Genomic DNA, 22,427 nt, shown 5'->3' with positions numbered 1-22,427 from the left:
TCGGCGCCCGCGCGCCCCTTCGGCTCGTTTGTGGCTCGGTTCGCCTCCGGGGCGCTGTGAGCGTGCGCCGATGGTCGATCGTGCTCGGTCCCTCGTTCCTCGGGACCTCCGCGCGTTCTCCCTCTCGGCGCCCGCGCGCCCCTTCGGCTCACTCGCCGTGTCGCGAACTGGCTCACTCGCTTTTCGCTCGCGCCGCCAAGTGAACTACGGGTGGGGGGTATGTGCAAGCCGGTACTGAACACCGTTGTCATATGCTCTGACCTGCGGTGATGGCTCTCGGTCGAGCCGCAGGCCAGAGCACATGTCGTCGGTCTCGGACTCACCCGGACAGGGTCAGACCCCGGCCCTCGGGTGGTGCAGGCACCAGCCCTCCCACGCCGACTCGACCATCTCCCGCACCCCGCGCGACGCGGTCCAGCCGAGCTCCTTGGCGATCCGCTCCACCGACGCGACCGCCTTCGCCGCGTCCCCCGGCCGCCGCTCCGAGACCACCGGGGCGTGCGGGGAGCCGGTGACCTCGGCCACCAGGTCCGCCAGCTCCCGCACCGAGACCCCGTCGCCGCGTCCGATGTTGACCGTCAGGTCCCCCGCGCCCCGCTGGGCCGAGAGGCGCCGCGCGATCGCGAGATGCGCGTCGGCGAGATCGGCGACATGGATGTAGTCCCGTACGCAGGTGCCGTCGGGCGTCGGATAGTCGGCGCCGAAGATCCGGGGCGCCTCCCCGCGCGTGATCCGGTCGAAGAACATCGGAATGATGTTGAACACCCCGGTGTCCGCGAGCTCAGGATGCGCCGCGCCCGCCACGTTGAAGTACCGCAGACACGCGGTCGCGATCCCGTGGGCCTGGCCGGTCGCCCGGACCAGCCACTCACCCGCCAGCTTGGTCTCGCCGTACGGATTGATCGGCGCGGCCGGGGTTTCCTCGGTGATGAGGTCCACGTCCGGCACCCCGTACACCGCCGCCGAGGACGAGAACAGGAACCGCTCGACCCCGGCCGCGACCACGGCCTCCAGCAGCACGGTCAGCCCGTGGACGTTCTCGCGGTAGTAGAGCAGCGGGCGCTCCACGGACTCGCCCACCTGCTTCTTCGCGGCCAGGTGCACCACACCCGTCACAGCGTGCTCGGCGAGCGCGCGGTCGAGCAGCTCCCGGTCGGCGATCGAGCCCCGGACCAGCGGAACACCGGCGGGCAGCCGCCCGGCGACCCCCGACGATATGTCGTCGAGCACGACGACCCGCTCTCCCGCCTCCGCCATGGCTCGCGCCACATGGGCACCGATGTAGCCCGCTCCACCCGTGATCAGCCAAGTCATGACAGTCACCCTAAGGCCCGCGAGCCCTCGCGGTTTGTGGGTCGAGGTGTTGATCACCCATGATGATCCCGCCGGGCCCGGCACGATCCGGCCCCGGGCCGGGCGGAAGCGAACGGACCGTGCCGCTCATCGGAAAACCTCGGTGAACTCGGCCTTCCGTTCATCCGATAGCCTCAGCCGACGCGCCGCCGCCCGGGCCCCCGGGCCGAGCCGCCGTGCGCCGGCCCTGTCAGTTCCAAGGAGTGAGTTCGTCTGTCGACCGCCATCCTCACCGGCCCGCCGGTACCCGGATCGCCGCTCGAGGGCGATCTGCGGTCGCTGGGATTCGACGTCCGGATCGCCCATGGTCCCTGGGAGATCGGCACGCTGCTCGCCGCCGTCCCCGCCGATGAGCGGGTCGCCCTGGTCGACCCCCGGTTCGTCGGTCACGTCCACGCCCTGCGCCTCGCCCTCACGGACCCCCGCTTCCCGGCGGCCTCCGCGAGCGGCGCGCTGACGGCTCAGAGCGAGGCCCGCCCCGCCCTGGCCCGCGCGATGGCCGGGGCTCCGGCAGTGGGCTGGGAGAACGCCCCGGACACCCTCGCCGCCGCCCTCGACGCCGACGGCGTCCCGGTGCACCGCCCCGAGCTCGGTTCGCTCGTCGCCGCCGTGCCGGGGGACGACGAGAGCCGGCAGCGGACCGGCGAGGCCGTCGCCGCCGTCGACGACGAGGCGGTGCGGCTGCGCTCCGCCGTGAAGGCCCACGACGGGTTCTTCACCACTTTCTTCATCAGCCCGTACTCCCGCTACATCGCCCGCTGGTGCGCGCGCCGGGGGCTGACTCCCAACCAGGTCACCACCGCCTCGCTGATCACCGCCCTCGTCGCGGCCGGCAGCGCGGCCACCGGCACCCGCGGCGGCTACATCGCCGCCGGCCTCCTGCTCCTCTTCTCCTTCGTCCTGGACTGCACCGACGGGCAGCTCGCCCGCTACTCGCTCCAGTACTCGACGATGGGCGCCTGGCTGGACGCCACCTTCGACCGCGCCAAGGAGTACGCGTACTACGCGGGCCTCGCGCTCGGCGCCACGCGCTCCGGCGACGACGTCTGGGCCCTGGCCCTCGGTGCGATGGTCCTGCAGACCTGCCGGCATGTCGTGGACTTCTCGTTCAACGAGGCCAACCACGACGCCACCGCCAACACGAGCCCCACCGCGGCGCTCTCCGACAAGCTCGACAGCCGTGGCTGGACGGTCTGGGCCCGCCGCATGATCGTCCTGCCGATCGGCGAGCGCTGGGCGATGATCGCCGTCCTCACCGCCGTGACCACCCCCCGCGTCGTCTTCTACGCGCTGCTCATCGGCTGCGCCTTCGCCGCCTGCTACACCACCGCCGGCCGGGTGCTGCGCTCGGTGACCCGCAGGGCGCGCCGCACCGACCGCGCCGCCCAGGCCCTCGCCGACCTCGCCGACTCCGGCCCGCTCGCCGAGCTCACGGCCCGCGCGCTGCGCGGGCTGCGGCTGCCGGCCCGGCCGGTGATCGCCGCCCTGGGCGCGGCGCTGCTCGTGGCCGTGGCCTGGACGCAGCCCTTCGGCAGCGCCTGGACCGTCGGCGCCGCCCTGGTCTACGCGCTGGCCTCGGGCCTGGCCGTCGCTCGCCCGCTCAAGGGCGCCCTCGACTGGCTCGTCCCCCCGGTCTTCCGGGCCGCCGAGTACGGCACCGTGCTGCTGCTGGCCGCCCGGTCCCAGGTGCCCGGGGCGCTGCCCGCGGCTTTCGGCCTGGTAGCGGCGGTCGCCTACCATCACTACGACACGGTGTACCGGATCCGCGGCGGCACGGGGGCGCCGCCCGCCTGGCTGGTGCGGACGATCGGCGGCCACGAAGGCCGGACGCTGGTGGTGGCGGTGCTCGCCGCCGTCGTGTCGACACAGAACGACCACTTCACCCTCGGGCTCATCGCACTCGCGGTGGCCGTGGCGATCGTGGTGCTCGTGGAGTCCATCCGATTCTGGGTGTCCTCCGGAGCACCCGCCGTACATGACGAAGGAGAACCCGCATGATCGGCCTCGTATTGGCAGCCGGTGCCGGACGGCGTCTGCGTCCCTACACCGACACGCTCCCGAAGGCCCTCGTGCCCGTCGATGGCGACACCACGGTGCTCGACCTCACCCTCGGGAACTTCGCGGAGATCGGCCTCACCGAGGCCGCCATCGTCGTCGGCTACCGCAAGGAGGCCGTCTACGAGCGGCAGGCGGCGCTGGAGGCGAAGTACGGCCTCAAGCTCACCCTCGTCGACAACGACAAGGCCGAGGAGTGGAACAACGCCTACTCCCTGTGGTGCGCCCGTGACGTCCTGAAGCAGGGTGTCATCCTCGCCAACGGCGACACCGTGCACCCCGTCTCCGTCGAGCGGACCCTGCTCGCCGCCCGGGGCAACGGTCAGAAGATCATCCTCGCCCTCGACACGGTGAAGCAGCTCGCCGACGAGGAGATGAAGGTCATCACCGAGGACGGCAGCGGCGTCCGGAGGATCACCAAGCTGATGGACCCGGCCACCGCGACCGGTGAGTACATCGGCGTCACGCTGATCGAGCCCGAGGCCGCCGAGGCCCTCGCGGACGCGCTGAAGACCACGTTCGAGCGCGACCCCGACCTCTACTACGAGGACGGCTACCAGGAGCTCGTGCACCGCGGCTTCCAGATCGACGTGGCACCCATCGGGGACGTCAAGTGGGTCGAGATCGACAACCACGACGACCTCGCGAAGGGCCGTGAGATCGCGTGCCAGTACTGACCCGGCTCATCCCGTCCCCGGTCGTCGTCGACATCAGTCGCGGCGCCATGGACGACCTGGCCGGCCTCCTGGCCGACCAGCGGATCTCCGCCTCGGGCAAGCTCGCCTTCGCGATCAGCGGCGGCTCGGGCCAGGCGCTGCGCGAGCGGCTCTCGCCGGTTCTGCCGGGCGCCGACTGGTACCCGGTCGCCGACGGCACGATCGACTCGGCGGTGAAGCTCGCCGACGACATAAAGGGCCAGCGGTACGACGCGGTGGTGGGCCTCGGCGGCGGGAAGATCATCGACGTGGCGAAGTACGCCGCGGCGCGGGTCGGCCTGCCGATGGTCGCCGTCGCCACGAACCTCTCGCACGACGGCCTGTGCTCGCCGGTGTCCATCCTGGACAACGACAACGGGCGCGGCTCCTACGGCGTGCCGACGCCCATCGCGATGGTCATCGACCTCGACTGCATCCGCGAGGCGCCGGTACGGTTCGTCCGCTCAGGCGTCGGCGACGCGATCTCCAACATCTCGGCGATCGCGGACTGGGAGCTCTCCCACCGGATCAACGGCGAGCAGGTCGACGGCCTGGCCGCCGCCATGGGCCGTACGGCGGGCGAAGCCGTACTGCGCCACCCCGGCACCGTCGCGGACGACGAGTTCCTCACCGTCCTCGCCGAATCACTGGTGCTCTCCGGCATCGCCATGTCGATCAGCGGGGACTCCCGCCCCTCGTCCGGCGCCTGCCACGAGATCAGCCACGCCTTCGACCTGCTCTACCCCCGGCGGGCCGCCAGCCACGGCGAGCAGGTCGGCCTCGGCGCCGCCTTCGCGATGCATCTGCGCGGGGCCCGCGAGGAGTCCGGGCTCTTCGCCGAGGTGCTGCGCCGGCACGCGCTGCCGGTGCTGCCCGAGGAGATCGGCTTCTCCGTCGAGGAGTTCGTCAGCGCCGTGGAGTACGCACCGCAGACCCGGCCCGGACGTTTCACGATCCTCGAGCATCTCGACCTCTCCACCGACCAGATCAGGGACGCGTACGCCGACTATGCCAAGACCATCAGTAGCTGAACTCCGTCCGGTCGTTCACCCGGCAGGAGTGAAGGACCGGCGTAGCGGAGAGCACTGGGCCGGGCGCATGTACATGCGGGAGATCTCGCTGCGCATCACCCGCCACCTGGTGAACACCCGGGTCACGCCGAACCAGCTGACCTACCTGATGACCCTCGCGGGCGTCCTCGCCGCCCCGGCCCTGCTGGTGCCGGGCGTCTGGGGTGCCGTCCTCGGCGTCGTGGCGGTCCAGCTCTATCTGCTGCTCGACTGCGTCGACGGGGAGGTGGCGCGCTGGAAGAAGCAGTTCTCGCTCTCCGGCGTGTACCTGGACCGGGTTGGCGCCTACCTCTGTGACGCGGCGGTGCTGGTCGGCTTCGGCCTGCGCGCCGCCGACCTGTGGGGCAGCGGCCGGATCGACTGGCTGTGGGCCTTCCTCGGCACCCTCGCGGCGCTCGGCGCGATCCTGATCAAGGCCGAGACGGACCTGGTCGGTGTCGCCCGCCACCAGGGCGGACTGCCGCCGGTCAAGGAAGCGGCGGCCGAGCCGCGCTCGTCCGGCATGGCGCTCGCCCGCCGGGCCGCCGCCGCCCTGAAGTTCCACCGTCTCGTCCTCGGCATCGAGGCGTCCCTGCTCATCCTGGTGCTGGCCGTCCTGGACGACGTCCGCGGCGATCTGTTCTTCTCCCGCCTCGGCGTCGCGGTGCTGGCCGGCATCGCGCTGCTCCAGACGCTGCTCCACCTGGTGTCGATCCTCGCGTCGAGCAGGCTGAAGTGAGTGCCATGAAGCTCGGTGCCGTCATCATCACCATGGGCAACCGGCCCGACGATCTGCGAGCCCTGCTCGAGTCAGTGGCCAAGCAGGACGGCGACCCGGTCGAGATCGTCGTCGTCGGCAACGGCGCCCCGGTCACCGGTGTCCCCGATGGTGTCCGCACGGTCGACCTGCCGGAGAACCTCGGCATCCCCGGCGGCCGCAACGCCGGCATCGAGGCGTTCGGCCCCGGCGGCACCGACGTGGACGCCCTGCTCTTCCTCGACGACGACGGTCTGCTCGCGCACACGGACACCGCCGAGCTGGTCCGCCAGGCCTTCACCGCCGACCCGAAGCTGGGCATCATCAGCTTCCGGATCGCGGACCCGGAGACCGGGCTGACCCAGCGCCGGCACGTGCCCCGGCTGCGCGCCGCCGACCCGATGCGCTCCTCTCGTGTGACGACCTTCCTGGGCGGCGCCAACGCCGTACGGACCAAGGTCATCGCCGAGGTCGGCGGACTGCCGGACGAGTTCTTCTACGCCCATGAGGAGACCGACCTCGCCTGGCGGGCGCTGGACGCCGGCTGGATGATCGACTACCGCTCCGACATGGTGCTGTTCCACCCCACGACCCCGCCGTCCCGGCACGCGGTCTACCACCGCATGGTGGCCCGCAACCGGGTCTGGCTGGCCCGCCGCAATCTGCCCGCGCCCCTGGTGCCGGTCTATGTCGGCGTCTGGCTGCTGCTGACCCTGGCCCGACGGCCCTCGGGGGCCGCCCTCAAGGCCTGGTTCGGCGGTTTCAAGGAGGGCTGGACCACACCGTGCGGTCCCCGCCGGCCCATGAAGTGGCGTACGGTATGGCGCCTGACCAGACTGGGCCGACCTCCCGTCATCTGACAGGCTCGGATCTGAGAGCATCGGGCGTACTCCGGGATCTGGCCGCCACCGGTCCCCGCCGCCCGCCCTGCCGCGCATCTTGAACACGAAAGTTTCAACTTGTGAGTGACACGACCCACGACGGCGCGATCGCCATGAGCGCTCCGCCGTCTCCCGACGAAGGCCTGTCCCCGGCGGACCTGGCCGCCAAGTACGGCCTGTCGGTGAGCGGTGCCCGGCCGGGGCTCGGCGACTACGTCCGGCAGCTCTGGGGGCGTCGCCACTTCATCCTGGCGTTCTCCCAGGCGAAGCTGACGGCCCAGTACAGCCAGGCGAAGCTCGGCCAGCTGTGGCAGGTGGCCACGCCGCTGCTCAACGCCCTCGTCTACTACCTGATCTTCGGGCTGATCCTGAACGCCAGCCGCGGCATGCCGAAGGAGGTGTACATCCCCTTCCTGGTGACGGGTGTGTTCGTGTTCACCTTCACCCAGAGCTCCGTGATGGCCGGCGTGCGGGCGATCTCCGGCAATCTGGGCCTGGTACGGGCGCTGCACTTCCCGCGCGCCTCCCTGCCGATCTCGTTCGCGCTCCAGCAGCTCCAGCAGCTGCTGTTCTCGATGATCGTGCTGGTGCTCGTCGCGGTCGGGTTCGGCAGCTACCCCTCGCTGAGCTGGCTGCTGGTCATTCCGGCGCTGGCCATGCAGTTCGTCTTCAATACCGGTCTCGCCATGATCATGGCGAGGCTGGGCAGCAAGACGCCCGACCTGGCGCAGCTGATGCCGTTCATCATGCGGACCTGGATGTACGCGTCCGGCGTGATGTTCTCCATCCCGGTGATGCTCAGGGACAAGCCGGCGTGGATCGCCGACGTCCTCATGTACAACCCGGCGGCCATCTACATGGACCTCGTCCGGTTCGCCCTGATCGACGGCTACGACTCCGCGAACCTGCCGTCGCACGTCTGGCCGGCGGCCCTCGGCTGGGCCCTGTTCATCGGTGTCGCCGGCTTCATCTACTTCTGGAAGGCCGAGGAGAGGTACGGCCGTGGCTGATCCGAACCAGGGGCGCGTCCCCACCGTCATCGCCGACAACGTGCACATCGTCTACCGCGTCCACGGCACGGCCGGCGGCAAGGGCAGCGCGACCGCCGCCCTCAGCCGCATGGTCCGCGGTAAGAACAAGGGCGAGTCCCGGGGTGTGCGCAAGGTCCACGCGGTACGCGGTGTCTCCTTCACCGCCTACCGCGGCGAGGCCATCGGTCTCATCGGCACCAACGGCTCCGGCAAGTCGACCCTGCTGCGCGCCATCGCCGGCCTGCTCCCCACCGAGAGCGGCAAGGTCTACACCGACGGACAGCCGTCGCTGCTGGGCGTCAACGCGGCGCTGATGAACGACCTGACCGGTGAGCGCAATGTCATTCTCGGCGGTCTCGCCATGGGCATGTCCCGGGACGAGATCCGTGAGCGCTACCAGGGCATCGTCGACTTCTCGGGCATCAACGAGAAGGGGGACTTCATCACCCTGCCGATGCGCACGTACTCCTCCGGTATGGGCGCCCGGCTCCGCTTCTCGATCGCGGCCGCCAAGGACCACGACGTCCTCATGATCGACGAGGCCCTGGCCACCGGCGACAACAAGTTCCGGATCCGCTCCGAGGAGCGGATCCGCGAGCTGCGGAAGTCGGCCGGTTCCGTCTTCCTGGTCAGCCACAGCAACAAGTCGATCCGGGACACGTGCGACCGCGTCCTGTGGCTGGAGAAGGGCGAGCTGCTGATGGACGGCCCGGCGGACGAGGTCCTGAAGGCCTATGAGCGCGAGACCGGCAAGTAGTCACCGCCGGTGAGACGGGCCCCCGCCGGAAACCTCCGGCGGGGGCCCGTCTCCGTGGGGCGCCGCCCTCGGCCGCCCGGGCGGCGACGGAACACGGAGCGTGCATGTTCCCGCAGTCAACATCGGGCAGGATGCCGCACATGGCAGCGATCTTGGGCGGCAAGTCCGGCTACCACCACGGCGACCTGCGCAACGCGCTCATCGCGGCAGCGGTCGCGCTCGCGACCGGCGGCGGCCCCCAGAAGGTGGTCCTCCGGGAGGCCGCACGCAGGGTCGGTGTCTCGCCCACCGCCGCGTACCGGCACTTCGCAGGCCAGGGCGAGCTGCTCCGGACCGTGAAGGCGCACAGCCGGCAGGTGCTCGCGGACTCCATGGAGAAGGCCGCCGCCGAAGCCCCGGGGGCGGACGACCCGGGCCGGGCCGCCGAGCTGCGGCTGGCCGCCATCGGCCGGGGCTACGTCGGCTTCGCCCTTTCCCAGCCCGGCCTCTACCGGGCGGCCTTCTGCACCCCCCGCCCGCCCGCCGGGGACGAGCGTGTCCGGTTCGAACCGGAGTGCGAGGGGGCGGGCGAGGAACCCCGCGCGCTGCGGCTGCTCTCCGAGGCGCTCGACGCCCTCGTCGCGAGCGGCCGGATGGGCGCGGCGACGCGCCCGGGCGCGCAGGCCGCCGTGTGGTCGGCCCTGCACGGCCTGTCGCTCCTGCTGCTCGACGGTCCGCTGGACCATCTGGCCCACGGCGAGCGGGGCGCGGTCCTCGACCGGACCCTGGCCATGGTCGTCTCGGGCGTGCGGGCCGCCTGAGCCCCGCCCGAACCTCAAGCGTCGGTCAAGTCCCATGAAACAGAAGAACGTTGGCGGGCAAAGGAGTGTTCTTGCCGTGCGGCGAACACCCCGACGCGGCACCTCGCGTTGTACAACGTAAGCTGTACCGGTGCTGATTCGCGGCAAGTGGGGCGATACTCCCCGGCTTTTTCGTCCCCCGGCGGGCGCTCCACTTGGGAGGACCGGCGGCGTGTCCGAAATAGGATGTATTGGGTCAGCAGTGTAGAACGGGAGATGTGACGGCAATGACGGAAAATCTCCAGCTCCGCGAGCGTTCGGCCGTCCCCGCAGCGGGCAGCACACAGTGACAGGTACCCGGCAGGTGCGCCCCGACGCCTCCTCGCGCGCCACCCTCGACAAGGCCGCACACGAGAACTTCCCCGTGGCGCCCTTCTTCCTGCCGCGCGCCTGGCGCGACGACCTCATGGCGGTCTACGGCTTCGCCCGCCTCGTCGACGACATCGGCGACGGCGATCTCGCCCCCGGCGGCGCGGACGCCCGCCACCTCGGTGTCGAGCCCGGGCGCGCCGACGACCGCATCGCTGTGCTCGACGCCTTCGAGGCCGACCTCATGCGTGTCTTCGACCCGTCCGACAGCCCTCGCCACCCGCTGCTGCGCGCCCTGGAGCCGACCGTACGCCGCCACGCGCTGACGCCCGAGCCGTTCCTCGGCCTCATCGCCGCGAACCGCCAGGACCAGCTGGTCGGCCGCTACGAGACCTACGACGACCTCGTCGCCTACTGCGAACTCTCGGCCAACCCCGTCGGCCGGCTCGTGCTCGGCATCACCGGCACCGAGAGCCCCGAGCGAATCCGCCGCTCCGACGCCATCTGCACCGCCCTGCAGATCGTCGAGCACCTCCAGGACGTCGCCGAGGACCTCGGCCGCGACCGCATCTACCTGCCCGCCCAGGACATGAAGCGCTTCCACGTCACCGAAGCGGATCTGGGGCGACCCTCCGGGGGCGCGTCGGTGCGTGCCCTCATCGCGTTCGAGGCCGCGCGCGCCCGGCAGCTGCTGCATGAGGGCACCCCGCTCGTGGGTAGCGTCCACGGCAGGCTCCGCCTGCTCCTCGCCGGATTCGTCGCCGGCGGGCACGCCGCCCTCGACGCCATCGCCGCAGCCGGACACGACGTACTGCCCAGGCCGCCCAAGCCCACCAAGCCGAGCCTGATGCGCGAAGCGGGCGCCGTCCTGCGACGAGCGCGGAGAGAGGGGTGATCCGGACCGTGGAGGCACAGACGGACATGACCGCGCCGGTGCAGGCCGCGTACAGCTACTGCGAGGCCGTCACCGGGCAGCAGGCGCGTAACTTCGCCTATGGAATCAGGCTCCTGCCGACCGAGAAGCGGCAGGCCATGTCGGCCCTGTACGCGTTCTCGCGGCGCGTCGACGACATCGGCGACGGCACCCTCGCCCCCGAGACCAAGCGCGAGCGGCTCGAAACCACCCGGGACCTCCTCGAACGCATCCGCAAGGGCGCGATCGAGGACGACGACACCGACCCGGTGGCCGTGGCGCTCGCCGACGCGGCACGCCGCTTTCCCCTTCCGCTCGACGGACTCGACGAGCTGATCGACGGCGTCCTGATGGACGTGCGCGGCGAGACCTACGAGACCTGGGACGACCTCAAGGTCTACTGCCGCTGCGTCGCCGGAGCCATCGGCCGGCTCTCCCTCGGTGTGTTCGGTACCCAGCCCGGCGCACCGGGCGCCGAGCGCGCCGCCGAGTACGCCGACACGCTGGGCCTCGCCCTCCAGCTCACCAACATCCTGCGGGACGTCCGCGAGGACGCGGCCGGCGGGCGGACCTATCTGCCCGCGGACGACCTCGCCAAGTTCGGCTGCTCCGACGGCTTCCACAGCTCCGCCCCGCCGGCCGGAGCCGACTTCACCGGCCTCGTCCACTTCGAAGTCCGGCGCGCCAGGGCGCTGTTCGCCGAGGGGTACCGGCTCCTGCCGATGCTCGACCGGCGCAGCGGTGCCTGTGTCGCCGCCATGGCCGGGATCTACCGGCGCCTGCTCGACCGCATCGAGCGCGACCCCGAGGCCGTGCTGCGCGGCCGCGTCTCGCTGCCCGGCCGGGAGAAGGCGTACGTCGCGGTACGCGGCCTGTCCGGCCTCGACGCGCGCACCATCTCGCGACAGACCGTCAGGAGGAGAGCCTGATGCGCCCCCAGCACGGCCCGCGGCGACGGGCAACCCTTCGCCCCGGCCCCGCGTCCCTGACTGCGACGACCCGTGGGGAGGTCGCATGACGGACAGCATCTTCGGCGACGACACACCGTCCCGGCACGCCGTGGTCGTCGGCGCGGGCCTCGCCGGCATCACCGCCGCCCTGCAACTCGCGGACGCGGGCCTGCGCGTGACCCTGCTCGAAGCACGGCCCCGCCTGGGCGGTCTCGCCTTCTCCTTCCGCCGCGGCGACCTCACCGTCGACAACGGCCAGCACGTCTACCTGCGCTGCTGCACCGCCTACCGGTGGTTCCTCGACCGCGTCGACGGCGCGGCCCTCGCCCCGCTCCAGGACCGGCTGGACGTCCCCGTCCTGGACGTCGCCCATCCGCGCGGCCCCCGGCTCGGCAGACTGCGCCGCACCGCCCTGCCCGTACCGCTGCACCTCGCCGCGAGCCTCGCCACCTATCCGCACCTCTCGCTCGCCGAGCGGATCGGTGTCGGGCGCGCCGCCCTGGCGCTGGGCAGGCTCGACCCCGCCGATCCCGCGCTCGACGGCATCGACTTCGCCACCTGGCTCGGCCGCCACGGCCAGTCCGAGCGCGCCGCCGAGGCCCTCTGGGACCTGATCGGCGTCGCCACCCTCAACGCCACCGCCGCCCACGCCTCCATGGGGCTGGCGGCGATGGTCTTCAAGACCGCCCTGCTCTCCGAACCCGGCGCGGCCGACATCGGCTGGGCGCGGGTGCCCCTCGGCGACCTGCACGACGGGCTCGCCCGCAAGGCCCTCGACTCCGCGGGGATCCGCACCGAACTGCGCACCAGGGCCGACCGCATCTCCCGCGCCGGGGACGGACGCTGGAACGTCGAGGTGTCCGGCGAGACGCTGGAGGCGGACACCGTCGTCCTCGCCGTACCGCAGCGCGAGGCCCACGACCTGCTGCCCGAGGGCGCGCTGGACGACCCCGGCAGCCTCCTCGACATCGGCACCGCGCCCATCCTCAACCTGCATGTCGTCTACGACCGCAAGGTCCTGCGGCAGCCCTTCTTCACCGCGCTGGGCTCGCCCGTGCAGTGGGTCTTCGACCGCACCGACTCCTCGGGGCTGAAGGGCGGCCAGTACCTCGCCGTCTCCCAGTCCGCGGCACAGGACGACATCGACCGGCCGGTCGCCGACCTGCGCGCGCGCTATCTCCCCGAGCTGGAACGGCTGTTGCCCGCCGCTCGCGGAGCCGTCGTACGCGACTTCTTCGTCACCCGGGAGCGGACAGCGACGTTCGCCCCCACCCCCGGCGTGGGGCGCCTGCGCCCCGGCGCCCATACCCGCGCACCGGGCCTCTACCTGGCCGGCGCGTGGACCGCCACCGGCTGGCCCGCCACCATGGAGGGCGCCGTACGCAGCGGCTTCAGTGCCGCCGGCGCCGCGCTCTCGGCCCTCGGCCGCCCCCACGAACATCCCCTCAAGGAGGCGGCATGAGCCTGAGCAGTGGAACACGTACGGCAAGTAGAGGAGAGACCGTGCCGACTGTGCCCCCGGTGAAACCGGCTGTCGACACCGCGGATGTCACCGCACTGCTGGAGCGCGGGCGGACGATGTCGACGCCGGTGCTGCGCGCCGCGGTCGACCGGCTCGCGCCGCCCATGGACACCGTGGCCGCTTACCACTTCGGCTGGATCGACGCCCACGGCCGGCCCGCCGACGGCGACGGCGGCAAGGCCGTACGGCCGGCGCTCGCCCTGCTCTCCGCCGAGGCGGCCGGCGCCGCTCCCGAGGTCGGCATCCCCGGCGCCGTCGCCGTGGAGCTGGTCCACAACTTCTCGCTGCTCCACGACGACCTCATGGACGGCGACGAGCAGCGCCGCCACCGCGACACCGTCTGGAAGGTGCACGGCCCCGCCCAGGCGATCCTCGTCGGCGACGCGCTCTTCGCGCTGGCCAACGAGCTGCTCCTGGAGCTCGGCACCGTCGAGGCCGGACGCGCGACCCGCCGGCTCACCACCGCCACCCGCAAGCTGATCGACGGCCAGGCCCAGGACATCTCCTACGAGCACCGCGAGCGGGTCACCGTCGAGGAGTGCCTGGAGATGGAGGGCAACAAGACCGGCGCTCTGCTCGCCTGCGCCGTCTCCATCGGCGCCGTGCTCGGCGGAGCCGACGACCGGACCGCCGACAAGCTGGAGGAGTACGGCTACCACCTCGGCCTCGCCTTCCAGGCCGTCGACGACCTCCTCGGCATCTGGGGCGACCCCGAGTCCACCGGCAAGCAGACCTGGAGCGACCTGCGCCAGCGCAAGAAGTCCCTCCCGGTCGTCGCGGCGCTCGCCGCCGGCGGATCCGCCTCCGAGCGCCTCGGAGAGCTGCTCGCGGCCGACGCCAAGAGCAATGACCTCGACTCCTTCTCCGAGGAGGAGTTCGCCGCCCGCGCGGCCCTCATCGAGGAGGCCGGCGGGCGCGCCTGGACGTCGCAGGAGGCGCGCAGGCAGCACGCCATCGCCATCGAGGCCCTCGACGGCGTCGACATGCCGTCCCGGGTACGGGCGCAGCTCACCGCGCTCGCCGACTTCGTCGTCGTACGGAAGAGATGATCCCCATCACCCTCATATGAGTTCGCAGTCGCCGGCCGGTGCCACCCGGCACCGGCCGACGGCAGACCCGCAGCAGCAGAATCCGACTGCACGAAGGGGAAGCCATGACAGCGACGACCGACGGAAGCGCCGGGGCCGTGGGCCCCCGGGCAGCCTCGGCCAGCGAAACAACCGACGTCACACCCGTCGCGGAGGACGTGCGCCAAGCCGCGGCGCGGGCCGCGGATCGCTCCATCGACCATCTCCTGGGGCGGCAGGACGCCGAGGGGTGGTGGAAGGGCGACCTGGAGACGAACGTCACCATGGACGCCGAGGACCTGTTGCTCCGTCAGTTCCTCGGCATCCAGGACGAGAAGATTCTCCACGCGGCCGCCCTCCACATCCGGGGCCGACAGCGCGAGGACGGTACGTGGGCCACCTTCTACGGCGGGCCCGCCGAGCTCTCCGCCACCGTCGAGGCGTACGTCGCCCTCCGGCTCGCCGGGGACCGGCCCGACGACCCGCACATGGCTCGCGCGTCCGCCTGGATCAGGGGACAGGGCGGAATGGCCGCCGCCCGGGTCTTCACCCGTATCTGGCTGGCGCTCTTCGGTTGGTGGAAATGGGACGACCTCCCCCAACTGCCACCCGAGCTGATCTTCCTGCCCCGCTGGTTCCCGCTGAACATCTACGACTTCGGCTGCTGGGCGCGTCAGACCATCGTCCCGCTGACCGTGGTCTCGGCGAAGCGGCCCGTCCGCCCCGCGCCCTTCCCGCTGGACGAGCTGCACACCGACCCCAGCGTCCCCAATCCGCCCAAGTCCACGGCCCCGGTGGTCAGTTGGGACGGCGTCTTCCAGCGGCTCGACAAGGCCCTGCACGTCTACCACAAGGTCGCCCCGCGCCGGCTGCGCAGGACCGCGATGAACGCGGCCGCCCGCTGGATCATCGAGCGCCAGGAGAACGACGGATGCTGGGGCGGTATCCAGCCCCCCGCCGTCTACTCGATCATCGCGCTCCATCTGCTCGGCTACGACCTCCAGCACCCGGTGATGCGCACCGGGCTCGAGTCGCTCGATCGTTTCGCGGTGTGGCGCGAGGACGGCTCCCGCATGATCGAAGCCTGTCAGTCACCCGTGTGGGACACCTGTCTCGCCACCATCGCGCTCGCCGACGCGGGCGTGGCGCCCGACCACCCGTCGCTCGTCAGGGCCGCCGACTGGATGCTCGGCGAGGAGATCGTCCGGCCCGGCGACTGGGCGGTCCGCCGACCCCAACTGCGTCCCGGTGGCTGGGCGTTCGAGTTCCACAACGACAACTACCCCGACATCGACGACACCGCCGAGGTCATCCTCGCCCTGCGCAGGGTCCGGCACCCCGACCGGGACCAGGCCGACGCGGCCGTCCGCCGGGGTGCCCGCTGGACCCTCGGTATGCAGTCCGCCAACGGAGCCTGGGCCGCCTTCGACGCGGACAACACCAGCCCGTTCCCCAACCGGCTTCCCTTCTGCGACTTCGGTGAGGTCATCGACCCGCCGTCGGCCGACGTCACCGCGCACGTCGTCGAGATGCTCGCCCACGAGGGCCTCGCCCATCACCCCCGTACCCGCAGGGGCGTCGAGTGGCTCCTCGCCGAACAGGAGCCCACCGGAGCCTGGTTCGGCCGCTGGGGCGTCAACCACATCTACGGAACCGGCTCCGTGGTCCCCGCCCTGACCGCCGCCGGACTGCCCACCTCCCACCCGGCGATCCGCCGGGCCGTCTCCTGGCTCGAATCCGTCCAGAACGACGACGGAGGCTGGGGCGAGGACCTGCGCTCGTACCGGCAGCGGGAGTGGATCGGACACGGCGCCTCCACCGCCTCGCAGACCGCCTGGGCGCTCCTCGCGCTCCTCGCGGCGGGGGAGCGGGACACCGAGGCCGTCGAGCGCGGAATCACCTGGCTCGTCGTGATGCAGCGCCAGGACGGCTCCTGGGACGAGCCCCACTTCACCGGAACCGGGTTCCCCTGGGACTTCTCCATCAACTACCACCTGTACCGGCAGGTGTTCCCGCTGACCGCGCTCGGCCGGTACGTCAACGGGGAGCCCGCCCTCGGCCTGGCCGCCGGCAAGGAGGCCCGGTGACAGGGAGCGCGGACCCGCCCGGTGCCGTGCCGCCACTGCTGATCGCATGCGCGCTGGGCATCGAGCGGTTCGCCCTGCGCGGGGGAGAGCGCGCGGGGGTCCCGGGGGCGGTGACCGTGCTGCGTACGGGCATGGGGCCCGACAACGCACGGCGTGCCGTGGCGGAGAAGCTCGCCGACCCCCGGCTGCGGGGCGCCGCCGTCATCGCGTCCGGCTTCTGCGCGGGCCTCGCGCCCGGTATGCACCCCGGAGACCTGGTCGTCGCCGAGGAGACCCGGGGCCCGGACGGCAGTACGGCGTGCGACGCCGCCGACCTGCTGGTGACGGCCCTGACCCGCGCCCTGCCGGGGCGCACCGTCCACACCGGCCCGCTCAACGGCTCCGACCACGTCGTGCGAGGGCCGGAGCGGGCCCAGCTGCGCGGCACGGGGGCGATCGCGGTCGACATGGAGTCCGCCGCCACGCTCCGCACGGCGCTGAGCACCGGACGGCGTCCGGTTGCGGCCGTACGGGTGGTCGTGGACGCTCCGGAGCATGAACTGGTCCGGATCAGCACGGTACGCGGTGGAATATCTGCCTTCCGCGTTCTTCGTGCCGTCCTTCCTGCTTTCTTCGAATGGCACCGTTCTTTGCTGCTCCCCTGGAGGTGAGCGAGTCATGGCCATGCCGCTTCGTCAGTCCATCCGGGTCGGGACCTATCTCTTCGAGCAGAAACTTCGCAAGCGAGAGAAGTTTCCGCTCATCGTCGAACTCGAACCGCTCTTCGCCTGCAACCTGAAATGCGAGGGCTGCGGAAAGATCCAGCATCCGGCCGGCGTGCTGAAGCAGCGCATGCCGGTCGCCCAGGCGGTCGGCGCGGTGCTCGAATCCGGAGCGCCCATGGTGTCCATCGCGGGCGGCGAACCCCTGATGCACCCCCAGATCGACGAGATCGTGCGGCAGTTGGTGGCCAGGAAGAAGTACGTCTTCCTCTGCACCAACGCCATGCTGCTCCGCAAGAAGATCGAGGACTTCACGCCGTCGCCCTATTTCGCCTTCGCCGTGCACATCGACGGGCTGCGGGAGCGGCACGACGAATCCGTGGCCAAGGAGGGCGTGTTCGACGAGGCGGTGGAGGCCATCAAGGAAGCCAAGCGGCGCGGCTTCCGGGTCACCACCAACTCCACCTTCTTCAACACCGACACCCCGCAGACCATCATCGAGGTGCTGAACTACCTCAACGACGACCTCAAGGTCGACGAGATGATGATCTCGCCGGCCTACGCCTACGAGAAGGCGCCGGACCAGGAGCACTTCCTGGGCGTCGAGCAGACCCGCGAGCTGTTCAAGAAGGCCTTCGCGGGCGGCAACCGGCGACGCTGGCGCCTGAACCACTCGCCCCTGTTCCTGGACTTCCTGGAGGGCAAGGCGGACTTCCCGTGCACGGCGTGGGCGATCCCGAACTACTCGCTCTTCGGCTGGCAGCGGCCCTGCTACCTGATGAGCGACGGGTACGTCCCCACGTACCGCCAGCTCATCGAGGAGACCGACTGGGACAAGTACGGCCGGGGCAAGGACCCGCGCTGCGCCAACTGCATGGCCCACTGCGGCTACGAGCCGACCGCCGTCCTCGCCACCATGGGCTCCCTCAAGGAGTCGCTCCGCGCGGCGCGCGAGACCGTCTCGGCGAACCGCGGGTGACGTGATGCCGGCAGGAGCGATCCGGAAGGGGGCCCGAGCGTGACGATTCTGGAGAACATCCGAGGACCGCGCGACCTCAAAGCGCTGATCGAACCGGAGCTGGACGAACTGGCCCAGGACATCAGGGAGTTCCTGGTCCAAGCGGTGGCCAGAACCGGAGGTCACCTGGGACCCAACCTCGGGGTGGTGGAACTCTCCATCGCCCTGCACCGGGTCTTCGACTCACCCGCCGACCGGATCCTCTGGGACACCGGCCACCAGAGCTACGTCCACAAGCTCCTCACCGGCCGACAGGACTTCTCCAAACTGCGCGGCAAGGGCGGACTCTCCGGATACCCGTCCCGTCAGGAGTCCGCGCACGACGTCATCGAGAACTCGCACGCCTCGACGGTCCTCGGCTGGGCCGACGGTCTCGCCAAGGCCCATCGGCTACACGGCGGTTCCGACCACGTGGTCGCCGTCATCGGCGACGGCGCGCTCACCGGCGGCATGGCCTGGGAGGCGCTGAACAACATCGCCGCCGCCAAGGACCGCCCGCTGATCGTCGTCGTCAACGACAACGAGCGGTCCTACGCCCCCACGATCGGTGGCCTCGCCGGCCACCTCGCCACCTTGCGCACCACCGACGGCTACGAACGCTTCCTCGCCTGGGGCAAGGAGGTGCTCCAGCACACCCCCGTCATCGGGCAGCCGCTGTACGGGTCGCTGCACGGAGCCAAGAAGGGGTTCAAGGACACCTTCGCGCCGCAAGGCCTCTTCGAGGACCTGGGGCTCAAGTACGTGGGGCCGGTCGACGGGCACGACATCGCGGCGGTGGAGTCGGCGCTGCGGCGGGCGAAACGGTTCCACGGTCCCGTACTGGTCCACTGCCTGACCGAGAAGGGCCGGGGCTATCCTCCGGCGCTCCGGGACGAGGCCGACCGGTTCCACGCGGTCGGCTCGATGGACCCGCTGACCTGCGCACCGCTCGTTCCCGCCGACGGGCCGTCCTGGACCTCCGTCTTCGGTGAGGAGATCGCCGTCCTCGGGGCCGAGCGGCCGGACATCGTGGCGATCACCGCCGCCATGCTGCATCCGGTCGGGCTCACGGCGTTCGCCGAGCGCTTCCCGGAGCGGGTCTGGGACGTCGGGATCGCCGAGCAGCACGCCGTGGTGTCGGCGGCCGGTCTCGCCACCGGCGGGCTGCACCCGGTCGTCGCCGTCTACGCCACCTTCCTCAACCGGGCCTTCGACCAGCTGCTGATGGATGTGGCACTGCACCGGTGCGGTGTCACCTTCGTACTCGACCGTGCGGGGGTGACCGGCACCGACGGAGCGTCGCACAACGGGATGTGGGACATGTCCGTCCTCCAGGTCGTCCCCGGGCTGCGGATCGCCGCGCCGCGGGACGCCGACCAGTTGCGGGCGCAGTTGCGCGAGGCCGTGGAGGTGTCCGACGCGCCGACCCTGCTGCGCTTCCCCAAGGAACCGGTGGGAGAGGCCGTGCCCGCCGTCGGCCGGATCGGCGGGATGGACGTACTGCGGCAGGCCGAGGACCCCGATGTGCTGCTCGTGGCCGTCGGCGTCATGGCGCCGGTCTGCCTCCACGCCGCCGAGCTGCTGGCCGGGCGCGGCATCCGGTGCACGGTCGTCGATCCGCGCTGGGTGAAGCCGGTCGACGCACAGCTCCCGCCGCTCGCCGCCGGGTACCGGCTCGTCGCGGTAGTCGAGGACAACAGCCGGGCCGGCGGTGTGGGCTCGGCGGTGGGGCAGGCGCTGCGGGACGCTGATGTGGACGTGCCACTGCGTACGTTCGGCATCCCGGAGCAGTTCCTCGCCCACGGCAAGCGCGGTGAGGTCCTGGCCGACATCGGGCTGACCCCGGTCGAGATCGCGGGACGGATCAGCGCCGCCCTGGCGCGAAGGAAGCCCGACGAGGCCGCCGGGGGTGCGGCGCCGGAGCCCACGGCCTACGAGAGGTCGCCGTCCCCGGAGGCCGGCGACGTGAAGGAATCCGTGGTGCCGACGCAGCCGCGGGAGCCCAAGGATCCCGGGGAACCCGGAAAGCCCAAGGAGAACGGTCGATGACGACGCCGATGGGGACGCCGACGGGGGCGCCGACGAGCAAGGAGTTCGACCTGGGCCGGCTGCTCGCCGAGCGCGGCGCGGAGCGTTACGAGCTGCACACCCGACACCTCAACCACCAGCTGCCGCGCATGCTCCACACCCTCGGGTTCGACAAGTACTACGAGCGGGCGGAGGGTGCCCACTTCTGGGACGCCGACGGCAACGACTACCTCGACATGCTCGCCGGCTTCGGGGTGATGGGCCTCGGTCGCCACCATCCCGTCGTCCGCAAGGCCCTGCACGACGTCCTCGACGCCTCGCTCGCCGATCTGACCCGGTTCGACTGCCAGCCGCTGCCCGGGCTGCTCGCCGAGAAGCTGCTCACCCACAGCCCTCACCTGGACCGGGTCTTCTTCGGCAACAGCGGTACGGAGGCGGTGGAGACGGCACTCAAATTCGCCCGCTTCGCCACCGGGAGGCCGCGGATCCTCTACTGCGCCCACGCCTTCCACGGACTGACCACCGGCTCGCTCTCGGTCAACGGCGAAAGCGGCTTCCGGGACGGCTTCGCGCCGCTGCTGCCCGACACCGCGATCGAGCTCGGCGACCTCGCCGCCCTGGAGCGGGAGCTGCGGAAGGGCGACGTGGCCGCGTTCGTCGTGGAGCCCATCCAGGGCAAGGGAGTGCGCGAGGTCCCGCCGGGGTTCCTGCGCGCCGCCCAGGAGCTGCTGCGCCGGCACAAGGCCCTGCTGATCGCCGACGAGGTGCAGACCGGGCTCGGCAGGACCGGCGACTTCTACGCCTACCAGCACGAGATGGGGGTCGAACCGGACCTGGTGTGCGTCGCCAAGGCGCTCTCCGGCGGCTATGTGCCCGTCGGCGCCACCCTCGGCAAGGACTGGATCTTCAAGAAGGTCTACTCGTCGATGGACCGGGTGCTCGTCCACTCGGCCAGCTTCGGCTCGAACGCCCAGGCCATGGCCGCCGGGCTCGCCGTCCTCTCGGTGATGGAGAACGAGGAGACCGTCGCCCACGCGCGTCGCACCGGTGACCTGCTGCGCTCGCGCCTCGCCGCGCTCGTACCCCGGTACGAACTGCTCCACGACGTGCGCGGACGCGGGCTGATGATCGGGATCGAGTTCGGCAGGCCGTCGTCGCTCGGCCTGCGCAGCCGCTGGACGATGCTCCAGGCGGCCCGCAAGGGACTCTTCGCCCAGATGGTCGTCGTCCCGCTGCTCCAGCGGCACCGGATCCTCACGCAGGTGTCCGGCGACCACATGGAAGTGATCAAGCTGATCCCGCCGCTGGTGATCGACGACACGGACGTGGACCGGTTCGTCGAAGCCTTCACCGCCGTGATGGACGACGCCCACGGCGGGGGCGGGCTGATGTGGGACTTCGGCAGAACGCTGGTCAAGCAGGCCGTCGCGCAGCGCTGAACCGGCGGATCGCCAGCCGCGTGTTTGCCTCAGGGGCAAGAAAATTGCCCCTGAGGAAAAACCCTGGCGCAATGGACCCATGAGCAATTCTGCCGGAAGGGCGGACAGGGCTGCGACGTCCGCGGAAGTCCCGGACCGAGGGTCGGCCGCCGCCGCGTCGGACGGCGCGTCCGACGACCAACTGATCTCGGAGGCCCTCCCCGACGTCGCGCCCCGGCTGAGGGGGCTGCGCCGACGCCAGGGGCTCACTCTGGAGACGGCCGCCCGCCGCGCCGGACTCTCCCCGGCCCACCTCTCCCGGCTGGAGACGGGCCGCCGGCAGCCCTCGCTGCCCATGCTGCTCGCCCTTGCCCGCATCTACGGCACGACCGTCTCCGAACTGCTCGGGGAGGTGCCGCCCGAGCGCGATCCCATCGTCCGCGCGGGGAGCGCCGAGCCCGCCGAGGCGGACGGGTGGATCTATCACCAGGCGGGCGGGCCCGGACGGGCCATGCAGGCGCTGCGCGTCCAGGTCCCGTACACCACCCGGGACGACCTCGTCCGCGTCCACCCGGGGGAGGAGTGGCTCCACGTCCTGGAAGGCAGGGTGCGCCTCGCCCTGGGCGACGCCGTCCACGTCCTCGACCCCGGGGACAGCGCGCACTTCGACTCGCTCACCCCGCACCGGATCGGCGCCGCCACGCGCGGCGGCGCCGCGCTGCTCTTCGTCCACACCCTGCTGCAGAGTCCCGCCACCGAGCTGTGCCTCGGTGGCGGAGCGCCGCGCCGCTGACCCGCACGCTCGCCGCCGACCTCATGAAATGAGACGTCGAATGTCCGACAAATCAGCATCTGTCCCGTCCACCGAGGAGAAGAAGTTCCCCCGGGGGCTGGTCATCCGCCTCTTCGCCTACCTCGTCGCCGGACACCTCTTCGCGGCGTTCCTCTATCTGCTGTTCCTGCTCGGCGGTCAGAACCAGTAGGGCCGGATCCCGCCGGTCCCGCGCTTCCGCCGATC

At 71.4% G+C, this 22,427-nt stretch carries 19 protein-coding genes and 1 pseudogene; 19 read left to right on the top strand and 1 reads right to left on the bottom strand.

Features of this window, described 5'->3' with window-relative positions:
• Positions 1-333 precede the first annotated feature (333 nt).
• The gene (gene galE, locus ACZ7J0_RS01560) at positions 334-1,314 is read right to left on the bottom strand and encodes a UDP-glucose 4-epimerase GalE (RefSeq protein ID WP_470882956.1); all 981 of its coding nucleotides are present in this window, start codon (positions 1,312-1,314) and stop codon (positions 334-336) included.
• A 309-nt stretch (positions 1,315-1,623) separates the two neighbouring features.
• On the opposite strand from galE, the gene ACZ7J0_RS01555 reads away from it, so the two are divergent.
• From ACZ7J0_RS01555 to ACZ7J0_RS01465, 19 genes and pseudogenes are all read left to right on the top strand, one after another.
• Positions 1,624-3,351, top strand: a complete 1,728-nt coding sequence (locus ACZ7J0_RS01555) for a DUF5941 domain-containing protein (RefSeq protein WP_470884087.1) — start codon at positions 1,624-1,626, stop codon at positions 3,349-3,351.
• Positions 3,348-4,085: a phosphocholine cytidylyltransferase family protein gene (locus ACZ7J0_RS01550; protein ID WP_470882955.1), complete on the top strand. Its 738-nt coding sequence runs from the start codon at positions 3,348-3,350 to the stop codon at positions 4,083-4,085. Before ACZ7J0_RS01555 ends, ACZ7J0_RS01550 begins: the two co-directional genes overlap by 4 nt.
• Positions 4,073-5,134 (top strand): iron-containing alcohol dehydrogenase family protein, encoded by a 1,062-nt coding sequence (locus tag ACZ7J0_RS01545; RefSeq protein WP_470882954.1) that lies wholly within the window; start codon positions 4,073-4,075, stop codon positions 5,132-5,134. Before ACZ7J0_RS01550 ends, ACZ7J0_RS01545 begins: the two co-directional genes overlap by 13 nt.
• Positions 5,112-5,891 carry a CDP-alcohol phosphatidyltransferase family protein gene (locus ACZ7J0_RS01540; protein WP_470882953.1) on the top strand — a complete coding sequence of 260 codons (780 nt, stop codon included), beginning with the start codon at positions 5,112-5,114 and terminating at the stop codon, positions 5,889-5,891. Before ACZ7J0_RS01545 ends, ACZ7J0_RS01540 begins: the two co-directional genes overlap by 23 nt.
• A 5-nt stretch (positions 5,892-5,896) precedes the next feature.
• Entirely contained in the window at positions 5,897-6,769 is an 873-nt protein-coding gene (locus ACZ7J0_RS01535; RefSeq protein ID WP_470884085.1) for a glycosyltransferase family 2 protein, read from the top strand.
• Positions 6,770-6,870: 101 nt separating this feature from the next.
• Entirely contained in the window at positions 6,871-7,800 is a 930-nt protein-coding gene (locus ACZ7J0_RS01530; RefSeq protein ID WP_470882952.1) for an ABC transporter permease, read from the top strand.
• Positions 7,793-8,578 carry an ABC transporter ATP-binding protein gene (locus ACZ7J0_RS01525; RefSeq protein ID WP_470882951.1) on the top strand — a complete coding sequence of 262 codons (786 nt, stop codon included), beginning with the start codon at positions 7,793-7,795 and terminating at the stop codon, positions 8,576-8,578. The genes ACZ7J0_RS01530 and ACZ7J0_RS01525 overlap by 8 nt, the downstream gene beginning before the upstream one ends.
• A 140-nt stretch (positions 8,579-8,718) precedes the next feature.
• Entirely contained in the window at positions 8,719-9,378 is a 660-nt protein-coding gene (locus ACZ7J0_RS01520; protein WP_470882950.1) for a TetR/AcrR family transcriptional regulator, read from the top strand.
• Positions 9,379-9,703: 325 nt separating this feature from the next.
• Positions 9,704-10,621, top strand: a complete 918-nt coding sequence (gene hpnC, locus ACZ7J0_RS01515) for a squalene synthase HpnC (RefSeq protein WP_470882949.1) — start codon at positions 9,704-9,706, stop codon at positions 10,619-10,621.
• A gap of 8 nt (positions 10,622-10,629) precedes the next feature.
• Entirely contained in the window at positions 10,630-11,568 is a 939-nt protein-coding gene (gene hpnD, locus ACZ7J0_RS01510; RefSeq protein WP_470884083.1) for a presqualene diphosphate synthase HpnD, read from the top strand.
• A 58-nt stretch (positions 11,569-11,626) separates the two neighbouring features.
• Positions 11,627-13,051: pseudogene (gene hpnE / locus ACZ7J0_RS01505) on the top strand (hydroxysqualene dehydroxylase HpnE); the annotation flags it as partial.
• Positions 13,048-14,160 carry a polyprenyl synthetase family protein gene (locus ACZ7J0_RS01500; RefSeq protein WP_470882948.1) on the top strand — a complete coding sequence of 371 codons (1,113 nt, stop codon included), beginning with the start codon at positions 13,048-13,050 and terminating at the stop codon, positions 14,158-14,160. The pseudogene hpnE and the gene ACZ7J0_RS01500, both read left to right, overlap by 4 nt.
• A gap of 104 nt (positions 14,161-14,264) precedes the next feature.
• Positions 14,265-16,265 carry a squalene--hopene cyclase gene (gene shc / locus ACZ7J0_RS01495; RefSeq protein ID WP_470882947.1) on the top strand — a complete coding sequence of 667 codons (2,001 nt, stop codon included), beginning with the start codon at positions 14,265-14,267 and terminating at the stop codon, positions 16,263-16,265.
• Positions 16,262-16,915: a phosphorylase family protein gene (locus ACZ7J0_RS01490; RefSeq protein ID WP_470882946.1), complete on the top strand. Its 654-nt coding sequence runs from the start codon at positions 16,262-16,264 to the stop codon at positions 16,913-16,915. Before shc ends, ACZ7J0_RS01490 begins: the two co-directional genes overlap by 4 nt.
• 7 nt (positions 16,916-16,922) lie before the next feature.
• A complete protein-coding gene (gene hpnH / locus ACZ7J0_RS01485; RefSeq protein ID WP_470882945.1) occupies positions 16,923-17,945 on the top strand; it encodes an adenosyl-hopene transferase HpnH in 1,023 nt (340 codons plus the stop codon).
• 39 nt (positions 17,946-17,984) lie between these two features.
• Positions 17,985-20,012 (top strand): 1-deoxy-D-xylulose-5-phosphate synthase, encoded by a 2,028-nt coding sequence (gene dxs, locus ACZ7J0_RS01480; protein WP_470882944.1) that lies wholly within the window; start codon positions 17,985-17,987, stop codon positions 20,010-20,012.
• A complete protein-coding gene (locus ACZ7J0_RS01475; protein WP_470882943.1) occupies positions 20,009-21,430 on the top strand; it encodes an aspartate aminotransferase family protein in 1,422 nt (473 codons plus the stop codon). The genes dxs and ACZ7J0_RS01475 overlap by 4 nt, the downstream gene beginning before the upstream one ends.
• Before the next feature lie 79 nt (positions 21,431-21,509).
• Complete coding sequence (locus ACZ7J0_RS01470; protein ID WP_470882942.1) at positions 21,510-22,202, top strand: helix-turn-helix domain-containing protein; 693 nt, start codon at positions 21,510-21,512, stop codon at positions 22,200-22,202.
• A 40-nt stretch (positions 22,203-22,242) separates the two neighbouring features.
• The gene (locus tag ACZ7J0_RS01465; protein WP_469121787.1) at positions 22,243-22,392 is read left to right on the top strand and encodes a DUF6126 family protein; all 150 of its coding nucleotides are present in this window, start codon (positions 22,243-22,245) and stop codon (positions 22,390-22,392) included.
• Positions 22,393-22,427 lie beyond the last annotated feature (35 nt).

The sequence above is a fragment of the Streptomyces sp. NPDC038280 genome (assembly GCF_055600045.1).
This window is presented reverse-complemented; position numbering and strand designations above follow the sequence as displayed.

Excerpts from the sequence above, each read along its gene's own strand:
- ACZ7J0_RS01465 (WP_469121787.1), top strand. The coding sequence starts at position 22,243 with ATGTCCGACAAATCAGCATCTGTCCCGTCCACCGAGGAGAAGAAGTTC.
- ACZ7J0_RS01520 (WP_470882950.1), top strand. The coding sequence starts at position 8,719 with ATGGCAGCGATCTTGGGCGGCAAGTCCGGCTACCACCACGGCGACCTG.
- hpnH (WP_470882945.1), top strand. The coding sequence starts at position 16,923 with ATGGCCATGCCGCTTCGTCAGTCCATCCGGGTCGGGACCTATCTCTTC.
- ACZ7J0_RS01500 (WP_470882948.1), top strand. The coding sequence starts at position 13,048 with ATGAGCCTGAGCAGTGGAACACGTACGGCAAGTAGAGGAGAGACCGTG.
- shc (WP_470882947.1), top strand. The coding sequence starts at position 14,265 with ATGACAGCGACGACCGACGGAAGCGCCGGGGCCGTGGGCCCCCGGGCA.
- ACZ7J0_RS01475 (WP_470882943.1), top strand. The coding sequence starts at position 20,009 with ATGACGACGCCGATGGGGACGCCGACGGGGGCGCCGACGAGCAAGGAG.
- ACZ7J0_RS01470 (WP_470882942.1), top strand. The coding sequence starts at position 21,510 with ATGAGCAATTCTGCCGGAAGGGCGGACAGGGCTGCGACGTCCGCGGAA.
- ACZ7J0_RS01535 (WP_470884085.1), top strand. The coding sequence starts at position 5,897 with ATGAAGCTCGGTGCCGTCATCATCACCATGGGCAACCGGCCCGACGAT.
- galE (WP_470882956.1), bottom strand. The coding sequence starts at position 1,314 with ATGACTTGGCTGATCACGGGTGGAGCGGGCTACATCGGTGCCCATGTG.
- ACZ7J0_RS01540 (WP_470882953.1), top strand. The coding sequence starts at position 5,112 with ATGCCAAGACCATCAGTAGCTGAACTCCGTCCGGTCGTTCACCCGGCA.
- ACZ7J0_RS01550 (WP_470882955.1), top strand. The coding sequence starts at position 3,348 with ATGATCGGCCTCGTATTGGCAGCCGGTGCCGGACGGCGTCTGCGTCCC.